Raw genomic sequence first — 18,439 nt, 5'->3', positions numbered from 1 at the left:
GGCAAACCCACCGTCATCCTCGCCCACACCGTCAAAGGCTACGGACTCGGACCACGGTTTGAGGGGCGGAATGCCACGCACCAGATGAAGAAACTGACGGTCGAGGACCTCAAGGACTTCAGGGATTACCTGCGCATTCCCATTTCGGATGAACAACTGGATGCCGACCCCTACCGCCCTCCCTACTTCCACCCTGGCCCCGATGCCCCGGAGATTGCCTACCTGATGGAGCGGCGCAGGGCGCTGGGAGGGTCCGTTCCGGAGCGCCGTTCCCGTCATGAGGCGGTTGAACTGCCTGAGCCGAAGTCCTACGAGGTTGCCATGCGCGGTTCGGGCAAGCAGCAGGCTGCCACCACCATGGCATTCGTGCGCCTGCTGAAGGATTTGCTCCGCGACAAGAAGTTCGGGGACCGGATTGTGCCCATCGTGCCGGATGAATCCCGGACGTTTGGGATGGACGCGTTCTTCCCGACCGCGAAGATCTACAACCCCAAGGGCCAGAACTACCTCTCCGTGGACCGCGACCTCGTCCTGGCCTACAAAGAGTCCCCCGCCGGCCAGCTGATCCACCCCGGCATCAACGAAGCCGGCGCCGTGGCAGCCTTCACGGCCGCCGGAACCGCCTACGCCACCCACGGCGTACCCCTGGTCCCGGTCTACGTGTTCTACTCCATGTTCGGCTTCCAGCGCACCGGCGACGCCTTCTGGGCCGCCGCGGACCAAATGACCCGCGGCTTCATCATCGGCGCCACCGCAGGACGGACCACCCTCACCGGCGAAGGCCTCCAACACGCCGACGGCCACTCCCCCCTCCTGGCCTCCACCAACCCCGCCGTCCTCACCTACGACCCCGCCTACGGCTACGAAATCGGACACATCATCCGCTCCGGCCTCGAACGCATGTACGGGCCGGACTCCACGGACAAAAACCTCATGTACTACCTCACCGTGTACAACGAACCCATCGTCCAACCCGCCGAACCCGAAAACCTCGACATCGAAGGCCTCATCAAGGGCATCTACCTGCTCAACCCAGCGAAGGCCGCAGGACTGAACGAAAGCAGTCCCCGCACCCAGATCCTCGCCTCCGGCGTCTCCGTGCCCTGGGCCATCGACGCCCAACGCATCCTCGCCGACGACTGGAACGTCTCCGCCGACGTCTGGTCCGTCACCTCCTGGAACGAACTGCGCCGCGACGGCCTCGCCGCCGAAGAAGAAGCCTTCCTCAACCCCGGCCAACCCGCCCGCACCCCGTTCGTCACCCAGCAACTCGAAGGCGCCACCGGCCCCATCGTCGCCGTCACCGACTACATGAAAGCCATCCCCGACCAAATCCGGCAATTCGTCCCCAACGAATTCGCCACCCTCGGCGCCGACGGCTTCGGCTTCTCCGACACCCGCGCAGCAGCCCGCCGCTACTTCAAAAACGACACCCACTCCATCGTGGTCAAAGCGCTGCAGATGCTCGCGGCACGTGGGGAGGTTGAGGAGAGCGCACCGTCATACGCCATGGACCGGTACAAGCTCCTGGACGTCAACGCCGGCACTACCGGCGGGGCTGGCGGGGACGCCTAAGTCCACGTCGGCGGCAGTCGGGGCAGTTTCCGGGGAAAGCTGCCCCGACTGCTTTGGCGTTGGCTAGGGTGCAGCTATGGAGAACATTGAGGAATCCGGAGGGCCGGGCGTCCGGGTGACGGGGGTGTTGCTTGCCGCGGGGGCGGGCACCCGCCTGGGGCTGGGCCCAAAGGCCCTGCTTCCATACCGGGGGCGGCCCCTGGTGGAGGTGCTCGCCGGCAAGCTGCTGAAGGGCGGCTGCCGGGAGGTGGTAGTTGTCGTTGGCGCAGGAGCATCCGAGGTGCAGGCTGCCGCCGCCCTCGCTTGCTGCCGCGTGGTGGTCAATCCGGAATGGCAGTCCGGCATGGGCAGCTCGTTCTTGCTGGGTAACAACACCGCGGATCCTGAAGACCACCTGCTCATTGCCCTCGTGGACCAGCCAGGGCTGACCCCTGAGATCGTACGGCGGCTGTTGGCCGCCCACCATCCGGGTCGGATCACGGCTGCAGCCTACCGCGGTCCTGAGTCCGACGGCGGCCAGCTCGGTGGCCTTCCGGACGCCGGCAGCCCGCTCGGCGGCTCGCCGGATACCCACAGCCCGGATGGCAGTGCCGGCCACGACGGCAACAGAGGGCAGTCATGGGAACTCCGCCGCGGGCATCCACTGCTCATCGACGGGTCGCTGCGGGCCTCGGTGGCCGCAACGGTGACCGGTGACGCCGGCGCGCGCATCTTCCTCCGTACCCATCCGGAACTCGTAGATGAAGTGGATTGCAGTGACCAGTCCAGCGGCGAGGATATCGACACCCCGGACCAGCTCCGCCTTCTCCGGTAAACACCCAGGTACTCAGGAATGGGCGCTCAGGAACCCCTCCAAGGCATCCTCCCAAGGAGATCCGCGGTGGCGGACAATGTCTGCGGCACCCCCAAGGCATCCATGGGGCCACTTTGTGGGTTCCCAGTCCTGGTGTTCGCTAGGGTACTGGCGGCCGGCCGGTGAGGTCCAGCCCGGTGGTTCGGTTTTGCTGGCCGGGGTGGGTTTCCAACCGGTGGTATGCCGGAGCCGGTGGTGTTTCGGGCAGGGCTGTCCCAGGTTGCTGACTCCGGTGGTCCCGCCGTTGGCCCAGGCCAGGATGTGATCGGCCTCCGTGTCCAGTGAGCTGTTGCTGCACCCCGGGAACGGGCACTTACCATCCCGGAGCCGGAGCCAATACCGCATCGCCTTGCCCACCCGGTAACTCTTCCTGCCTATCTCCAACGGTGCCCCGTCCCGCGGGTCCACAAGCACCCGGTAAAACGAGCCCGCCCCCTCAGCGACCAACCGGCGCGCCATCGAAGCCGGAATCGGCCCATACCCATCCAGCACCGCCGCCTCATCCGTCAACCCCAGCAACGAAAACACCGGCACGGTCACCAACACCTGCGCCCGGACCGCATCAGGCGGGACATCGGCAGGCCTCTCGAGGTCATCGGGGCTGGTGCAACCTTCGCCTGGCCCCGCGTTCCTCCCGGCAGCCTGTCCCGTGCTCAGACCGGCGGTCAGAAGGGACGTGGCAAACACATCGGCCCGGAGCTGGGTGAGGGTCCTGGCCTCGCCGGGTCCCTGCACGCCCCGGGCCACAGCGGTCAGCCGGTTCCAGCCCGCTGCCGCCTGGTCCGCGGGCAGATACGCACCCAGCCAAGCCATCCCGTCCCGGTCCGGCCGGAACTCCACCCGCCGGTCCACCACCCCCTTGGCGTGGCGCTGCTCGATGCTCCCGGCATGGCGGCGCTCCCGCCAAACCCTGGCCTTGGCACGGAACCGGTGCGCCGGCAACTCCCCCACCGCACACCCCCGCACCGGATCCGGTGCACCGGGGTCCAGGAAATGGGTCTCCAACCCCGCCGCCCCCGCAGCATCCAGCCCGGCCGTTTCATCGGCCAACACCGTGGCGTGCTGCCAGGAGATCACCCCCGCCTGCAACGCCGACAAGGTCAACGGCAACCCCTTGACCACAGCCTGCGAGGTGGCCAGGAACGAAGACGCAGCCCGCGGACCAAGCGCCAGCACACACCCAACCTCCGCCGCGACCGCCATCTCCTGCGCCACCACCGGCACCCCCGGCCCCGCCACAACACCCGCAGCATCCGCAAACGCCACCGCAGCCCGCGCCTTCAAACCAGCGACCCGGGCCTCCACCTCACGGACACCGGCCAGAACATCAAGGCAACCATCCGCCAACCCAGCCAACGGATCAGCAGCAGAGAACGGCTCGGCTCCCGCTCCGTCCACCTCGGCAACCAACACCGCAAGGGCAGCACGAATATCCGCCAACGCCCCCACCACCGCCGCTTTCCCCATAAACCCATCATCACAAGGGGGTACGACATTCAAGGGGCAGAGATTTAGGGGCCGGCCACGACAACCGGTCACCCAAAGAAGGCAGATTAAGTTTCGACAAACCAAACCACCGGCTCCCGGTTTCGGCAAGCTCAACCACCGGTGCCCTCAACCACCAGCGGCGAGCAGTTCCTCCAGCCCTTGTTTGAAGCCCGAGCGGCCGCCGTGGGCCGGATGCCTGATCTTGGGCGCAGCCACCCCGCTGCGTTGCAGGCTGTGCTGGGCCACGTTGCCCACCGCAACGATGGAGCTGATCCCAAACAATCCGGCCAGTTCCTGCCAGAAGGGCGTGCCGAGTTTGGTTTCGGACGGCTTGGGCGTGCGGTTGGACCACGGCTTTCCGGGTTGGTGCGGGTGCCAGGGGAAGGCACTCCACAGCAGTGGGAGGAAATTTACTTCTTCCAGGACCTGCCACAGCACCGTTGCCGTTGGCTCGGCAGCTACCCCAGCAGCTTCGGGCGGCACAACGTACCCCTTGCCCGGGCCAAAGAGCCCAAAGCTGTTAAGCGGGCCCTCCAGGATGGTCCGGTTGGTAAACGGCACGCCGGTAATACGCATGCCCCTGAAACCCGGCGCCTCCCCCAGCAACAGCACGCCGGGCTGCCGGTCCCGCATTTCCTGCAAATAAATCTCCAGGTTCCGGCGGCGCAGCGCATTCTCCGGCGCCGCGTCGGAGAAGAAGTTGGTGCAGGCCGGTCCGGTTTCCGCGGCTGCCAGCCGCGCCACGAACTCCTTGATGCCGCTGCCGGAACGCACGCCGATACCTGCGGACAGGTATTACCAGCGGGGGTGGATGGCCTCGCGGAAGTAGTGGTCGTAGATCCAGCGGACCCCGTCGTCGAACTCCTTGCCAACACTTACACCGGCAGCGGCGGCGTTGCCCTGGGCCTGCTCCACGTTGCGCGCGCCGGGAATGACGGAGCTGACGCCGTCCTGCGCCGCAATCCAGGCGATGGCGGCCTGTGCCGTGGTGGCCCCGGCGGGCACCAGTTGCTCGAACTCCGCCACGGCCTTCAGGCCCAGCTCAAAGTCGACGCCGGAGAAGGTCTCTCCCACGTCGAACGCTTCGCCGTGGCGGTTGTAGTTCCGGTGGTCGTTCTCCGCGAAGGTGGTGTCCTTCGAGTACTTTCCGGACAGCAGGCCGGAAGCGAGCGGCACCCGGGCGATGATGCCCACGCCGGCAGCCTTGGCCGCGGGGAGGACTTCATCCAGCGGCTTGAGCCGGAAGGCGTTCAGGATGATCTGTACCGATGCGGTCCCTTCGTGGCGGATCGCCTCCAGCGCCTCGTCCGTTCGTTCCACGCTGACACCGTAGTTGCGGATGGCGCCTTCGGCGACCAGCGTGTCCAGCGCGTCATACACCTCGTTGTTGCTGTAGACGGCACTTGGCGGGCAGTGCAGCTGGACCAGGTCGAGGGTTTCGGTGCCTAGGTTCTTCCGTGAGCGGTCCACCCACTGGCGGAAATTGGCCAGTGAATAGTTTTCCGGCCGCTGCTCCATCCGGCGGCCCATCTTGGTGGCAACGGTGACGCCGTGCCCCGGGTTGTCCGCGAGGAACTTCCCGATGGCCTGCTCGCTCTTTCCGTCGCCATAGACATCGGCCGTGTCAAAGAAGGTGACGCCTGCCTCCACGGAGGCGGCGAGGATGGCCTGGGCCTGTGCCGGGTCCACGGTGCCCCAGTCCGCGCCGAGCTGCCAGGTGCCCAGCCCCACGATGGAGACGTTCCGTCCGGTCTTACCTAAAATCCGCTGTTCCATCCCCTGACTATATGGGTTTGGCGTAAAGCTGGGTGAATCCTCCGAAGGAATTTAGCTGCCCGGCACCGGTACGCCGCCCAAAGACCCGGGGTGCCCCAGGGCGCCCGTCCGCCGCCGGGCGAAGGTCCTGGACCGTTCGCTGGAGAGTGCGAGGATCAGCAGGATGTCCAGCGACAAGCTGACCAGCGTGGTGCCCAGCGTGATGGGCGGTCCGCCCGAGGCAGTGGTGGCGAATTGGGTGATGATGGAAAGGCTCCCCAGTGTCATGGCAGTTACCCGGGCGCGGTTTCCGCCCCGGGCGATGAACCATGCAAGGAGGAACTCAGCGAGGGCGAAGACCCCCATGACGATGGCCCCCGGAAGCAGTGCCCCGGACACGTCCAGGTCGCCGGCGGAACCGCCCAGGAGCGGAGGCGCCAGGGTTTCGTCGGATGCGGCGGCCAGGAGCAGGAAAGCCAGGAAGAGGGCGGCGAATCCCCTGCATGTGACCAGAACTGCCCCGAAGAGAGTGGGCAGTGGCCGCCGCTCCTTCGCAGCCTGCACCCGGGCCGGTCCAGGACCAGCCGCCGGTATCCGGGTGAGGTCCACAATGGGCAGGTCGCCGTCGGTCATGATGTTGTCCCCTCCCCCGTTCCTGGAGTGGTAGCCGGTGGAGAAGTCCTTGATGATCGTCACGGCCGCTTCCGGCGCAGCCGCTTGGATGGACCCCACCACGTAGTCCCGTTCCTCGTCGATGCCTGGGGCGATTTTGTGCGTTACCTGCAGCGTGAACAGGGAAAGTCCCACGGCCCTGTCGTAGGTCCCGGCGGCGAGCCAGTCCACCGGGATGCCCCCGGGAAGCAGCCAGCCCGGGGGTACCTTCCAAAAGCGGATGTGGTGGCGTTTGCCTGGGTTGCCGTCCACCTCCTGCTGGTAGGCGAAATCCTGCTGGCGGCCAAAAAGGAACAGTGGACTCACCGGCGCCTCGTCGTAGCTGCGCCTGGTCAGCGTGGAAGTGATGATGCGGCGGCTTGAGGCGAAGGTCACCGGATCGGCGAGGGTCCATCGGGCCTGCCGCATGGCTGCATGGATTTGGGCCTCCCGGCCACGCAGGGCCACGTTGACCGGGTCCCCAAGCAATCCGTCGCTGGTGCGCGAACGGCCAATGAAGTAGTCGGGCAGGTAGATCCTGGTGAGGATGCGGTGCAGGCGGGGAAGCACCAGGTAGGCAAGCGCTGCCCAGAAGACCACCAGGACCCAGATGTGCGGCCATTCCAGGCTCGACTGCAGGAGCAGCACGGCAAACCAGATCGAGCTGAGGCCGCTGAACGTAAAGAACAGCCGGTCGACCACGGTGTCCGCCGCGGCCGTGGCGGCGGGCGCGGGGCCCGGCATGCCTCCGTCCCGGCCCGCATCCATGGCTGTCTCGCCCGTCATGGCCACAGGCTACACCTGGATTACCGCACCGCGCCCGCCTCAGCCGGAACGAGGCCTGCTTCCTTCAGCCCCAGGTAGATCCGGTCCCGGGCGATGGGAAGCTGCGCGAAGCGGACTCCGGTGGCGTTCCTGATGGCGTTGGCGAGCGCCGGGGCCACGGGGTTGAAGGGACTCTCGCTCATCGATTTGGCGCCCAGCGGGCCCAGCGTGTCATTGGTGTCCGCGAAGTACACCTCGCTGCGCGGCACGTCCGCAAAGGTCGGAATGTGGTACTGACGCAGGATGTCCGTGGTGACCTTGCCGTCGTCGTTCACCACCACTTCCTCGTAAAGCGTGGCACCAATGGCCTGGGCGATCCCGCCTTCGATCTGTCCACGGCACTGTCGCGGGTTGACCACCACGCCGGCATCGGCCGCCTGGACGCTCTGCAGGATTTTCAGCTCGCCGGTGCCGCGGTTCACCGCCACCCGGAACCCGTGCACGTTGAAGGCAACCGAACGCGGCGTGCCGCCCCAGCGTCCCTCGGCGGCGAGGTCGACGCCGGCTTCCTCGGCGGCCTGCGCCAGCTCAGCAAGTGCCACGCGGGTTCCGTCGACCACCACGGCGTCGCCGTCGAGGACGCACGCGGAGGCCTGCGTTTGGCGGATGCCGGCCGCGAACGCCCGGATCCGGACGGCCAGCTCTTCGGCAGCTTCAAGGGTGGCCTTGCCGGCCACCACGGTTCCGGCCGAACCGAACGCGCCCGTGTCGTGCTCCACCAGGTCCGTGTCCGATTGCCGCACCGCCACCCTGGATGCCTCCGTGGACAACGCCGTGGCGGCAAGCTGGGCATGCACCGTGGTGGTCCCGTTTCCGAACTCGGCGGTCCCGACGTCGGCCTGGTACGTTCCGTCCGGCAGGAGCCGGAGCCGGGCATGGGCAAAGTGGCCACGCGGCGGGACGGTATCGATCATGGAGAGCGCCGCGCCTTCGCCCACCATCCAGTCCGGCCCGAGGTCCTCAAGCCCAGCCTGCCGGTAGCGTTCGCTGCCCCGGCCCAGGGCGTCCCGGACCAAGTCCAGGCACTGGTCCAAACCGTAGCTTCCGTAGAGGACGTCCTCCTCCGGCTGGGGCTGGGTGGACAGCATGTGGTCCCCTTCCCGGACCATGTTCCGGCGGCGGAACTCGAGCGGATCCATCCCGATCCCGGCGGCCAGCTCATCCATCGCGGACTCGATCGCAAAAATCATCTGGCTGAGGCCGTAGCCGCGGAACGCGCCGGCCGGGACGGTGTTGGTGTAGACCGACTGGGCGTCCACCTTCTTGTTGGCGCACTTGTAGACCGCCAGCGATTCACCGCAACCATGGAACATGACGCCTGGGCCGTGGTTGCCATAGGCGCCGGTGTTGGTCACCACGTCCAGTTGCAGGGCTGTCAGCCGGCCGTCCTTGGCGGCACCGGCTTTCAGCTTGATGGTGAAGGGGTGCCGGGTTGTGGTGGCGGTGAACTGTTCCGTGCGGGTCAGTTCCAGCTGGACTGGCCGCTTCAGTTTCAGGGCCGCGAGCGCCACGAGGTCCTCGGTGAGGACTTCCTGCTTGCCGCCGAATCCGCCACCCACGCGTCCGGCCACCACGTGCACGCGGTCCTCTTCGAGCCCGAACACCCGGCACAGCGTGCGGCGGACCAGGAACGGGACCTGGCTGGAGGTGCGGACCTGCAGCCGCCCGTCGTCGTCTACGGTGGCGATGGCCGCATGGGTTTCCAGGGCGACGTGCTGGACCCTCTGGGTCTGATAGGTCTGTTCGTGGATGAAGTCGGCGCCCGCGAAGCCGCCGGCGACGTCGCCCAGTTCCGAGTGCAGTTCAGCCACCACGTTCCGCTCCGGGCGGGAGATGCGCGCTTTCACGGCATCCTTGTCTCCGTGGACCAGGGGGGCACCAGGCAGCAGCGCTTCCTGCGGCGAGAAGACGGCGGGAAGTTCCTCATATTCCACCTGGAGTGCGCGGACACCGGCTTCCGCGGCGGCCACCGATTCAGCCACGACGGCGGCCACCCGCTGCCCGATGAACCGCACCACGTCATCGAGCACCCTGGTATCGTCCGGGTCGTCAGTGAAGAGTTCGTGCTGGGCGGTGGAGAACAGCTGCTCCGGGGCGTCCTCGGAGGTGAAGACCGCCACCACGCCTGGCACGTTCAGCGCTGCGTCCTTGGCGATGGAAAGCACCCGGGCGTGCGGGTGCGGGGAACGGAGGATCTTCAGGTGCAGCAGCCCTTGCTGCTCCTCTTTGGGCAGGTCCAGGGTGTAGCGGGCAGCGCCCGTGACTACGGCGCGGCTGGCTGGAGCCGGGACGTCGTCACCCAGCCGGCCCGGCGCAGGATCCGGTTGCCCCTCCCCTGCGATGCCGGAGCCCGGCCCCTCGGGATCAGGGTGCCCGGGGTGCCCGCAGACGGCGTCGGCGATGGCGCGGTAGCCCGTGCACCGGCAGAGGTTGCCTTTGAGGTTCCGGGGCAGGTTGTCCTTTTGGGCGTCGTCGAACGAGGCCGCCGTCATCACCATGCCGGCCGTGCAGAAGCCGCACTGAAACCCCTGCCGCTCCATGAACTGCTGCTGCACCGGATGCAGGGGGCCGCCGGCGGTACCGGCCAGCCCCTCAATGGTGGTCACCGAGCGCCCCTCGGCCCGGACGGCGGGATAGATGCAGCTGTGAACGGGCGTGCCGTCCACATGTACCGTGCATGCGCCGCAGTCGCCGCCGTCGCAGCCCTTCTTGACGCCGGTGTTGCCCTGCTCCCGCAGGAACGTCCGCAGGCATTGGCCGGGGCGCGGAGCCGCCCCGGACGCGGTGCCGTTGATCTCGATGCCCATGCTCAGGCCCCTTTCGGAAGTGCTGTGGAAACGGGAGCGGAATCGCTCCGGGGCGGCCAGAAGTCGCCGGACACGGGCAGCCCGGGCGTTCCCGCCGGCGCAGCGAGCTCGGCGCGGATTTCCTCGGCCAATCGGTAGGTCATGTCCCGGCGCCAGGCGGGCAGGCCATGGATGTCGTCGTGGTAATGGTCCGCGGGAATGGCGTCGTCCAAGGCAGCTGCCAGCCGGTCGGCATCGGGCAGGCCGTCGAACCGGAGCTGAACGGGCCGCTTGGTGGCCGCGGTGACGGTCAGGACCAGGGAGGTAGCGGCGTCGAGCCGTCCGATCAGGAGCACCCCGGACCGGCCCAGGTTGCTCAGCGACAGCCGGCGGAACGCCACCCGGGAAGAAAGGGCCGACGCCGGGAGGTGGACGCTGCGAAGCAGCTCGCCCGGTGCCAGGCAGTTGGTGGCGTCACCGGTTACGAAGTCCGCCACGGGAACGGTGCGGCTGCCGCCGCCTGGTGCGAGGACCGTGGCAACGCCGTCCAGTCCGGCGCAGAGCGAGATGACGGGCCCGGCGGGCAGGGACGTGCACAGGTTGCCGCCCACGGTGGACATGTTCCACACCTTGAACGAAGCCACGAAGGAATCGCAGCAGGCCCGGACCAGGTCCAGCCCGGGCCAGACGCGGCCGTCCGCGCCGGCGCCGGCCGGCAGGGTGTACAGCTCGGCAATGGTGCAGGTGGCGGCGAGGTCGATGCCGTCGTCACTGACGGTTATGGGAGTCCAGCCGGCTGAGCCGAGGTCCAGCAGCCGCTTGAGGGGTTGAGGCCCAAAGGCGTAACTGCCGTAGGAGAAGAGGACCGTTCCGCCGGCCAGCCAGGCGTCGCCGTCTCGCCAATCTGCGGGGTCGGTGGTGCGGACCACCGCCTCGATGGTGTTCATGTCCATGCGATCTCCTGCGGGGTAAGGTCTGTGGGCGCCGGTGCCGGCGCGCGGTGGTGGATGGTGCCGGCGGTGTCGCGCAGCGGCGCGCACGTGGCGTCGCGGCTGCGCGCGGCGATGAGCTCGGCGGTGACGGAGACCGCCACCTCGGCGGGGGTAGTGGCGCCGAGGTCCAGTCCGATGGGTGAGTGCAGCCGGGCAATCCGTTCCGGCAGGACCCCGGCGCTGAGGAGTTCCTCGACCCGCTGGAGGTGGCTGCGGCGCGATCCCATGGCGCCCACGTAGGCGAGGTCCAGGGCCAGCGCGGCCTCCAGCAGCGGAAGATCGAACTTGGGGTCATGGGTCAAGACGGCCGCCACGGCGCGGCTGTCCAGGCGGCCGGCGGCTGCTTCCGCCGCGAGGTAACGGTGCGGCCAGTCCGTCACCACCTGGTCTGCGGCGGCGAACCGTGGCTGGCCGGCAAAAGCGGGCCGGGCATCCACCAGGGTCACGTGGTAGCCGAGCAGCTTGGCCGCCGGCACCAGGGCCGCCCCGAAGTCGTTGGCACCGAACACCAGCATGCGTGGCGGGGCGAGCCGGGACTCCACCAGGACGGCGGGCCCCCCGGGATGCCTGCTGTGGCCGTCGCGGTCCGGCAGGCAGTCCCCTGCCTGGACCAGCGGGACCAGACCGGCGCCGCCGCTGCGCAGGATGGATTCCACCCGAAGCTCTGACTCTCCGTGCAGCAGCGGGGCCAGTTCCGGGGATGCCGGTCCGTGGTGCTTGGCCGGGTCCGGGAGTACGACGGCGGCACCGCCCGATGCTCCCAGCAGCCGTACCAGCGCCACGGGTTCGTCGTGGCGGAGGCCGGCGAGTTGCCGGACGGCGGCCCGGAGCGGTTGCTCCGGTTCACCGGTAACGGCTGCAGGAACCGGCTGGATGTGGATCTCCAGCTGTCCCCCGCAGGTGAGCCCGGCGGCGAAGGCATCGGCGGAACTGAAGCCGAAGACCTGGTGGCGCGGGCCGCCGTCGTCCATTGCCTCCCGGGCGAGCGCCACCACGGCGCCTTCCACGCAACCGCCGGAGAGGCTGCCAAGCACCTCACCGGACTCCGTGACGAGCATGGAGGTCCCCACAGGGCGGGGCACCGAACCCGAGGCGGCAACGATGGTGGCCACTGCGAACCGCTTGTCCGCGAGTCGGGGCAGCCAGGGGCCGAGCGAAGGGATCAGGTCAAGCATGGCGGCACTCCTTCTTCCGCGCGGCGGTGGTGTCCATTGTCTGTCCTGTCAGGGGCCGGGCCAAGGGTTGGCCCGGCCCCCTGTGCGGCTGGGGCAACGATCAGCCGCCCAGCAGGAGGTTGATCGGCCCGCGGGCGAAGTACACCAGGAACCCGGCGCTCACCACCCACATCAGCGGGTGGATCTTTTTCGCCTTGCCTGATGCCGCCCCGATGACCGCCCAGCTCACGAAGCCGACGCCAATGCCGTTGGCGATCGAATAGCTCAGCGGCATGGTCACGATGGTGAGGAAGGCAGGCAGCGCCACGGTGAACTTGGTGAACTTGATCTCGCGGATCTGCGCCATCATCATGGCACCCACCACCACCAGGGCGGCGGCGGCGACTTCCAGCGGGACCACGCTGGTGAGCGGGGTGAGGAACATTGAGCCGAGGAACAGCAGCCCGGTGACCACTGATGCCAGGCCGGTCCGGGCGCCTTCGCCGATCCCTGCCGCGGAGTCGATGTACACCGTGTTGGAGGAACCTGAGGTTGCCCCGCCGGCCACGGCGCCGAAGCCTTCGACGATGAAGGCGGATTTCAGCCGCGGGAACGTGCCGTCCTTGTGTGCGACGCCTGCGCTCTTGGCCAAACCGGTCATGGTCCCCATGGCGTCGAAGAAGTTGGTGAACACGAGCGTGAACACCAGCATGGTGGCCGCAAGTCCGCCGATCCGGCTGAACGAACCAAAGAGGTCAAAGTGGCCCACCAGGCCCAGGTCGGGTGCGGAGACCAGCTGGCCGGACAGGACAGGGGTGTTCAGGTGCCAGCCGCCGGGGTTGGTGGTGCCGGCAGGACCCAGTTTCATGATGGCTTCCACGACGGCGGCCAGCACGGTGGTGCCGACGATGCCGATGAGCAGCCCGCCCTGTACCTTGCGCGCCACGAGGATCCCCATGGCCAGGAGGCCGACGACGAACACCAGCGTTGGCACGGAGGTGATGGAGCCGCCGTCGCCCAGCTGGACGGGCGGGCCGCCGGTGGTGGGACGGACGAAGCCGGAGTCGACGAAGCCGATGAAGGCGATGAACAGGCCGATGCCCACGGTGATAGCGGCCTTGAGTTCCTTGGGAACGGCCCTGAAGATGGCGGTCCGGGCGCCGGTGACGCCGAACAGGACGATCAGGATGCCGTTGATGACCACCAGCCCCATGGCCTCGGGCCAGGTGACTTCGTGGATCACCGAGACGGCCAGGAAGGAGTTGATGCCCAGTCCGGCGGCGAGCCCGAACGGCAGGTTGGCGATGAGGCCGAACAGGATGGTCATGACGCCGGCGGTGAGGCCGGTGACGGCACCCACCTGGGATGCGGACAACCAGCCCCCGGCAACGTCGGTGGGGGCGTTGTCGGCGCTGAACCCGCCGAGGATGAGGGGGTTCAGGATGACGATGTACGCCATGGTGAAGAAGGTGACCAGGCCGCCCCGGAATTCCCGGGCAACGGTTGAGCCACGGCGGGTGATCTGGAAGAAGCGGTCCAGGTAGGATCCCGACGCCGGCGGGCCGGGTACGGATGGGGTACGCGGCGACCGCCGCGAGGTGCTGGTGGTTGGAGCCGGATGCTCCTCGTGGGAATGGTCCAGGATGGTCATCTCAGCCGCCCGGCCTAGTAGTCGATCCTGGATTCGAGCGTGTTCCAGGTATTGAACGGTTCCAGCGGTGCAGGTGCCTGGGGATCGCCCAGTTCCAGCTTGGATACCGGCATCAGGGAGTCCCTGTCCTGGTTTTCGAAGTATTCGTAAAAGACGGCGTCGTCGAAGCCCACGGAGGCGGCATCGTGCCGGTCGGCGGCGTAGACCACGCGGTCAACACGGGCCCAGAGGGCGGAGGCCAGGCACATGGGGCATGGCTCGCAGCTGGTGTAGAGGACCGCACCGCTGAGGTCGAAGGTGCCGAGTTCGCGGCAGGCGGTGCGGATGGCGGTGACTTCGGCGTGGGCCGTGGGATCGTTGTCCGCAGTGACGCGGTTGACGCCGTCGAACGTTTTGCCGTCCGCGGTGACGATCATGGCGCCGAACGGGCCGCCGCTGTTCAGGACGTTGGCTGTTGCCAGCCGAATGGATCTGGCCAGGAACTGCTCGGCCGTGACGGTGGTACTCATGATGCGACTTCCTTTTGCCGGGAAGCCTGTTGCCGTGCAAGGACCAGTAGAACCAGGTGCGACGGTTACCAGGCTTCAGCATGTGCTGTGAAGGTTAAGTTGCGCCTGGTAGATAGCTTCCCGGGTTCGGGTGCCCGCCTTTGGCAGAATCGAGATTAGCACCGCTTTGTGGCCCGCGCCATAGTTTTCTGGAAATTTATTTTCGCTATGTGAAATCCATGTTTCGGTCCGCTAACCCCCTCCAGTCACATCCCGCCGGTGTTGACGCCCCGCGCCCGGGCTGGCTAATCTCATCGGATCCGCGGTCCGCCGCGGCCACCTGGATCAGCAGACAGGGCCTCACTGAGCTGGAAAATTGCCACCGCGCTCAGGACAGGAACATCCCATGCACCAGCCCCTTCCCGCACCCGCACCCCGGCTCTGGATCCGGAATCCGCAGGCCGCATTCACCGCCAACAACCTTGACGCCTCGGGCGGGGTTGTCATCAGCGGCGGCGTCATCACCGAGGTCCTGGCGGCCGGACAGATACCGTCCGAACCCTGCGCCGAGACGTTCGACGCCGGCAGCCACGTGCTGCTGCCGGGACTGATCAACACCCACCACCACTTCTACCAAACGCTCACCCGCGCCTGGGGTCCGGTGGCCAACGCCCCGCTGTTCCCCTGGCTGCAGAACCTCTATCCGGTCTGGGCCCGGCTCACGCCCAAGGATGTGGAGCTCGCCGCCACCGCCGCCCTCGCTGAGCTGCTGCTCAGCGGCTGCACCACCGCCGCCGACCACCACTACCTCTTCCCCGCCGGCCTGGAAAACGCCATCGACATCGAGGTGGCGGCCGTGCGCCGGCTGGGCATGCGGGCAACACTCACCCGCGGCTCCATGACGCTGGGAACGGACGACGGCGGCCTGCCGCCGCAGTCAACGGTCCAGGCACCGGAGGTGGTGCTGGCGGACAGCGAGCGGCTGATCGGCGCGTACCACGAGCGCGGGGAGGACGCCGTCATCCAGATCGCCCTGGCGCCGTGCTCGCCGTTCTCCGTCACGAAGGACATCATGGCCGAGAGTGCCGCGCTCGCCGAACGGCTGGACGTCCGGCTGCACACCCACCTGGCCGAAACCCTTGACGAGGAGGACTTCTGTCGCGAGATGTTTGGGCTGCGGACCGTGGACTACCTGGAGAGCGTGGGCTGGCTGACGGACCGCACCTGGCTGGGGCACGGCATCCACTTCAGCGACGAAGAAATCGGCCGCCTCGGTTCGGCGGGGACCGCCGTCGCCCACTGCGCCACCTCCAACATGCGGCTCGCCTCGGGCACGGCCCGGGTCCTGGAACTTGAGGATGCGGGCGTTCCGGTGGGGCTGGGAGTGGACGGCTCGGCGTCGAACGATGCTTCCAACATGATCCTGGAGGCGCGGCAGGCGCTGTACCTCCAGCGCCTCCGCTATGGCGCTGATGTCCCCGTGGAGCGGGCACTCGGCTGGGCCACCCGTGGTTCGGCCGCAGTGCTGGGACGGCCCGGGCTGGGCCAGCTGGCGCCAGGGATGCAGGCCGACCTTGCCCTGTTCACGCTCGAAGACCTGCGCTTCTCAGGCAGCCATGACCCCGTCGCCGCCTTGTTGTTGTGCGCCGCCGACCGCGCCGACCGGGTGATGGTGGGCGGCCAGTGGCGCGTCGTGGATGGACAAATCCCCGGCCTGGACATCGCCGGGCTCATCGCTGAGCACTCAGCGGCGGCCAAGCGCCTGGTAAACGGGGTCCGGTGAACGGCTGACACGGAACCGGGCCACTGCTACCGTGGCGGCATGACTCCGTCAAAGACGCCGGCCGAAGTCCTGGATATCGAAGGTGTTGAGGTCCGGATCTCGAGCCCGGACAAGGTGGTGTTCCCGGACCCCGGGCTGACCAAGCTGGACCTGGTGCGGTACTACCTGGCCGTGGCGGACGGGGCGCTGCGCGGCGCGGGTGGAAGGCCGATGGTGCTCAAGCGGTTTCCCAAGGGCATCAACGCCGAGCCCTTCTTCCAGAAGCGCGTGCCGGAGAACCATCCACCCTTCGTCGACACCACCACACTCCATTACGCGTCCGGAACGTCGGCAGAAGAAGCTGTCATCCGGGATGCGGCGGGCCTGGCCTGGGTCATCAACCTTGGCTGCCTGGACCTGAATCCGCATCCCGTCAGGGCCGAAGACCTGGAGCACCCGGACGAACTGCGGGTGGACCTCGATCCGATGCCTGGCGTGGACTGGTCGCAGATCGTGGACGTCGCCTACGTGGCCCGGGAGGTCCTGGCCGACGCGGGGCTGGTGGGCTGGCCGAAGACGAGCGGGTCGCGGGGGCTGCATATCCTGGTACGCATCGCCCCGCAGTGGTCGTACCGCGATGTCCGGCTCGCCGCCGAAACCCTTGCGCGGGAGGTGGAAAACCGCGCGCCCGGCCTCGCCACGGCACGGTGGTGGAAGGAGGAGCGCGGTGAAAGCGTGTTTGTGGACTTCAACCAGAACGCCAAGGACCGCACCGTGGCCTCCGCCTACTCGGTCAGGCCCCTGCCTGACGCCCGGGTGTCTGCGCCGCTCACGTGGGAGGAAGTCCGCACCGCACGGCCGGAGCAGTTCACAGTGCAGACGGTACCGCAGCGCTTTGCGGACATCGGCGACCCGCACGCCGGCATTGATGACGCGGTGGGCACACTCGACGGGCTCCTTGCCTTGGCCGAAAAACTCGGCCCGGCAGAGAAAGCGCCCCGCAGCGGCAATGGAAGCGGCCGCCGGCAGTCGCTGATGCCGCTTATCGAAGTTGCCCGGACCAAGACAAAGCCCGAGGCGCTGGCAGCCCTTGACCAGTGGAAGGCCCGGCATCCCGCAGCCGTTGGCGGCCTCCAGCCGGCCGACGTCCTTGTCGACGGGATGCGCGGGTCCAGCTCGCTCTGGTACCGGGTCCGCGTCAACCTCCAGCATGTCCCCGAGGACAAACGCCCGCCGCAGGAGGACCTCATCGCGGACTACGACCCCTGGGCAGGCAAGCAGTGGCCGGGACGCCCCGGTTCCTGAGCCTTGCCGCTACTGCCAGACCCGCACCCAGTCGACTTTGATGGCTCCGGCCGGTCCGAACGTCCTCTGGTTGGGGTTGAGTCCCACGTTCAGGAGCAAGTAGTGCGGCGCGTTGCCGTCCTGGGACGAATATGAATAGACCTTGCGGCCGTCGAAATAGATGTCGTTGACACCCGCCATCCGATGCACGCCGTAGGTATGGTACCCACCGGCCCAGCACCCCACGATGGCACTTCCCAACTCGCCGCCACTCGCAGAGTGATACACGGTGCTCATGTTCCCCGCCAAGGGCTCCGCTATGTCAATCTCACCGGTTTTCGGATAGGACTGTCCGGTGGTCCACCAGGCTGGCCAGTTGTAGATGCCGCCCGAGCAGGTACCCGGAAAATAGATGCGGGCTTCGACGTATCCCGTGGTGTATTGGAAGCCCACGTGGCCGGAGACCCCATCCTTGGGATTGGTGGACAGCAGCGCCCCGGAATCGGAGTCGGAGAGCTGGAGGACGGCCTCGCCGTTGGCAACCGTGATGTTGCTGGAGCAGGTTTTGACACCGTTCATCTTGGACTTGGGATCACAGTCGTTGAACCAGTAAGGGGTCCAGACACCGGGGTTCAGGGTGTTGAATTCCTCATCGAACACCAAGTGCCAGGCGCCGGGAACCCCGGCGGGGCCCAGTCCCTGGCTGGAAACGACGGGTTTGCCTTCCAGCGGGTCGCCCTGGGCTGTGTCATCGGCGGGTGGCGCAGCGGGAGGAACGGCCTCCGAGGGGGCGGCGTCGGCCGGCGCTGCAGCCCCGGTTGAGGCATCCAATCCGGGTACTTCCGGGGCCTCCGGCGGTGCTGCCGGTGCGGCGGAGCCGGTAGGCCCGGGACTTCCAGAGGGTGCAGGGATAATGACTCCGGACGACCCGGAAGCCGCCTCCGCGGGATCCGCGGGCAGTCCGGACTCCGCCGGGGCGAGGACCGCACTGGCCGAAAGGCCGCCAACCACCAGGAGGCAGCATACGCATTGCAGGACGCGGGTCTTCATGGACATGCCCCGCACGTCCCACGTCGGGAATCGGGCTGCTTCACACGTTCCTGCATCCTCGCCTCCCCGGCGCTCAACGGAAATCCGGCCCGGGCAGGCACGCAAGCCCAACTCCGGGCAACGAC

General features: G+C 67.7%; 14 protein-coding genes. 4 read left to right on the top strand and 10 right to left on the bottom strand.

Going from position 1 to position 18,439, the window contains the following annotated elements; all coding sequences use genetic code 11:
* Positions 1 to 1,575 (top strand): transketolase-like TK C-terminal-containing protein (locus QRM96_RS11800; RefSeq protein ID WP_502934888.1); only part of this gene is annotated, 1,575 nt, incomplete at its 5' end.
* 76 nt (positions 1,576 to 1,651) lie between these two features.
* On the top strand, positions 1,652 to 2,389 hold the full coding sequence (locus QRM96_RS11795) for a nucleotidyltransferase family protein (RefSeq protein ID WP_285319818.1): 738 nt from the start codon (positions 1,652 to 1,654) through the stop codon (positions 2,387 to 2,389).
* A 12-nt stretch (positions 2,390 to 2,401) separates the two neighbouring features.
* On the opposite strand, the gene QRM96_RS11790 is transcribed toward QRM96_RS11795, so the two are convergent.
* The 9 genes from QRM96_RS11790 to QRM96_RS11750 form a co-directional block, all read right to left on the bottom strand.
* Positions 2,402 to 3,895, bottom strand: coding sequence for an HNH endonuclease signature motif containing protein (locus QRM96_RS11790; RefSeq protein WP_285319816.1), 1,494 nt, complete (start codon positions 3,893 to 3,895; stop codon positions 2,402 to 2,404).
* 147 nt (positions 3,896 to 4,042) lie between these two features.
* Positions 4,043 to 4,690: a uracil-DNA glycosylase gene (locus QRM96_RS11785; RefSeq protein ID WP_018761071.1), complete on the bottom strand. Its 648-nt coding sequence runs from the start codon at positions 4,688 to 4,690 to the stop codon at positions 4,043 to 4,045.
* A gap of 21 nt (positions 4,691 to 4,711) precedes the next feature.
* Positions 4,712 to 5,692 (bottom strand): aldo/keto reductase, encoded by a 981-nt coding sequence (locus QRM96_RS11780; RefSeq protein WP_026264396.1) that lies wholly within the window; start codon positions 5,690 to 5,692, stop codon positions 4,712 to 4,714.
* A gap of 51 nt (positions 5,693 to 5,743) precedes the next feature.
* Positions 5,744 to 7,108, bottom strand: coding sequence for an LssY C-terminal domain-containing protein (locus QRM96_RS11775; RefSeq protein ID WP_081624116.1), 1,365 nt, complete (start codon positions 7,106 to 7,108; stop codon positions 5,744 to 5,746).
* A 20-nt stretch (positions 7,109 to 7,128) separates the two neighbouring features.
* Positions 7,129 to 9,954 carry a molybdopterin-dependent oxidoreductase gene (locus tag QRM96_RS11770; protein ID WP_285319814.1) on the bottom strand — a complete coding sequence of 942 codons (2,826 nt, stop codon included), beginning with the start codon at positions 9,952 to 9,954 and terminating at the stop codon, positions 7,129 to 7,131.
* A 2-nt stretch (positions 9,955 to 9,956) separates the two neighbouring features.
* Positions 9,957 to 10,886 carry an FAD binding domain-containing protein gene (locus tag QRM96_RS11765; protein WP_018761067.1) on the bottom strand — a complete coding sequence of 310 codons (930 nt, stop codon included), beginning with the start codon at positions 10,884 to 10,886 and terminating at the stop codon, positions 9,957 to 9,959.
* The gene (locus QRM96_RS11760; protein WP_285319813.1) at positions 10,877 to 12,100 is read right to left on the bottom strand and encodes an XdhC family protein; all 1,224 of its coding nucleotides are present in this window, start codon (positions 12,098 to 12,100) and stop codon (positions 10,877 to 10,879) included. Before QRM96_RS11760 ends, QRM96_RS11765 begins: the two co-directional genes overlap by 10 nt.
* 100 nt (positions 12,101 to 12,200) lie before the next feature.
* Positions 12,201 to 13,730 carry an NCS2 family permease gene (locus QRM96_RS11755; RefSeq protein ID WP_109044979.1) on the bottom strand — a complete coding sequence of 510 codons (1,530 nt, stop codon included), beginning with the start codon at positions 13,728 to 13,730 and terminating at the stop codon, positions 12,201 to 12,203.
* A 14-nt stretch (positions 13,731 to 13,744) separates the two neighbouring features.
* Positions 13,745 to 14,239, bottom strand: a complete 495-nt coding sequence (locus QRM96_RS11750; protein ID WP_018761064.1) for a nucleoside deaminase — start codon at positions 14,237 to 14,239, stop codon at positions 13,745 to 13,747.
* A gap of 385 nt (positions 14,240 to 14,624) precedes the next feature.
* On the opposite strand from QRM96_RS11750, the gene QRM96_RS11745 reads away from it, so the two are divergent.
* Positions 14,625 to 16,001: an 8-oxoguanine deaminase gene (locus QRM96_RS11745; RefSeq protein WP_285319812.1), complete on the top strand. Its 1,377-nt coding sequence runs from the start codon at positions 14,625 to 14,627 to the stop codon at positions 15,999 to 16,001.
* Between the two features lie 39 nt (positions 16,002 to 16,040).
* Positions 16,041 to 17,285 carry a non-homologous end-joining DNA ligase gene (gene ligD, locus QRM96_RS11740; RefSeq protein WP_285319811.1) on the top strand — a complete coding sequence of 415 codons (1,245 nt, stop codon included), beginning with the start codon at positions 16,041 to 16,043 and terminating at the stop codon, positions 17,283 to 17,285.
* Between the two features lie 9 nt (positions 17,286 to 17,294).
* On the opposite strand, the gene QRM96_RS11735 is transcribed toward ligD, so the two are convergent.
* Positions 17,295 to 18,320, bottom strand: coding sequence for a glycoside hydrolase family 16 protein (locus QRM96_RS11735; RefSeq protein ID WP_285319809.1), 1,026 nt, complete (start codon positions 18,318 to 18,320; stop codon positions 17,295 to 17,297).
* Positions 18,321 to 18,439: the final 119 nt, after the last annotated feature.

The sequence above is a fragment of the Pseudarthrobacter sp. lyk4-40-TYG-27 genome (genome assembly GCF_030209295.1).
Classification (GTDB): Bacteria; Actinomycetota; Actinomycetes; order Actinomycetales; family Micrococcaceae; genus Arthrobacter.
This window is presented reverse-complemented; position numbering and strand designations above follow the sequence as displayed.

What these genes read in the sequence shown, in the direction of transcription:
- QRM96_RS11750 (WP_018761064.1), bottom strand. Translation starts at nt 14,239, where the DNA reads ATGAGTACCACCGTCACGGCCGAGCAGTTCCTGGCCAGATCCATTCGG.
- QRM96_RS11765 (WP_018761067.1), bottom strand. Translation starts at nt 10,886, where the DNA reads ATGGACATGAACACCATCGAGGCGGTGGTCCGCACCACCGACCCCGCA.
- QRM96_RS11790 (WP_285319816.1), bottom strand. Translation starts at nt 3,895, where the DNA reads ATGGGGAAAGCGGCGGTGGTGGGGGCGTTGGCGGATATTCGTGCTGCC.
- QRM96_RS11760 (WP_285319813.1), bottom strand. Translation starts at nt 12,100, where the DNA reads ATGCTTGACCTGATCCCTTCGCTCGGCCCCTGGCTGCCCCGACTCGCG.
- QRM96_RS11770 (WP_285319814.1), bottom strand. Translation starts at nt 9,954, where the DNA reads ATGGGCATCGAGATCAACGGCACCGCGTCCGGGGCGGCTCCGCGCCCC.
- QRM96_RS11780 (WP_026264396.1), bottom strand. Translation starts at nt 5,692, where the DNA reads ATGGAACAGCGGATTTTAGGTAAGACCGGACGGAACGTCTCCATCGTG.
- ligD (WP_285319811.1), top strand. Translation starts at nt 16,041, where the DNA reads ATGACTCCGTCAAAGACGCCGGCCGAAGTCCTGGATATCGAAGGTGTT.
- QRM96_RS11775 (WP_081624116.1), bottom strand. Translation starts at nt 7,108, where the DNA reads ATGACGGGCGAGACAGCCATGGATGCGGGCCGGGACGGAGGCATGCCG.
- QRM96_RS11795 (WP_285319818.1), top strand. Translation starts at nt 1,652, where the DNA reads ATGGAGAACATTGAGGAATCCGGAGGGCCGGGCGTCCGGGTGACGGGG.
- QRM96_RS11735 (WP_285319809.1), bottom strand. Translation starts at nt 18,320, where the DNA reads ATGTCCATGAAGACCCGCGTCCTGCAATGCGTATGCTGCCTCCTGGTG.
- QRM96_RS11755 (WP_109044979.1), bottom strand. Translation starts at nt 13,730, where the DNA reads ATGACCATCCTGGACCATTCCCACGAGGAGCATCCGGCTCCAACCACC.
- QRM96_RS11745 (WP_285319812.1), top strand. Translation starts at nt 14,625, where the DNA reads ATGCACCAGCCCCTTCCCGCACCCGCACCCCGGCTCTGGATCCGGAAT.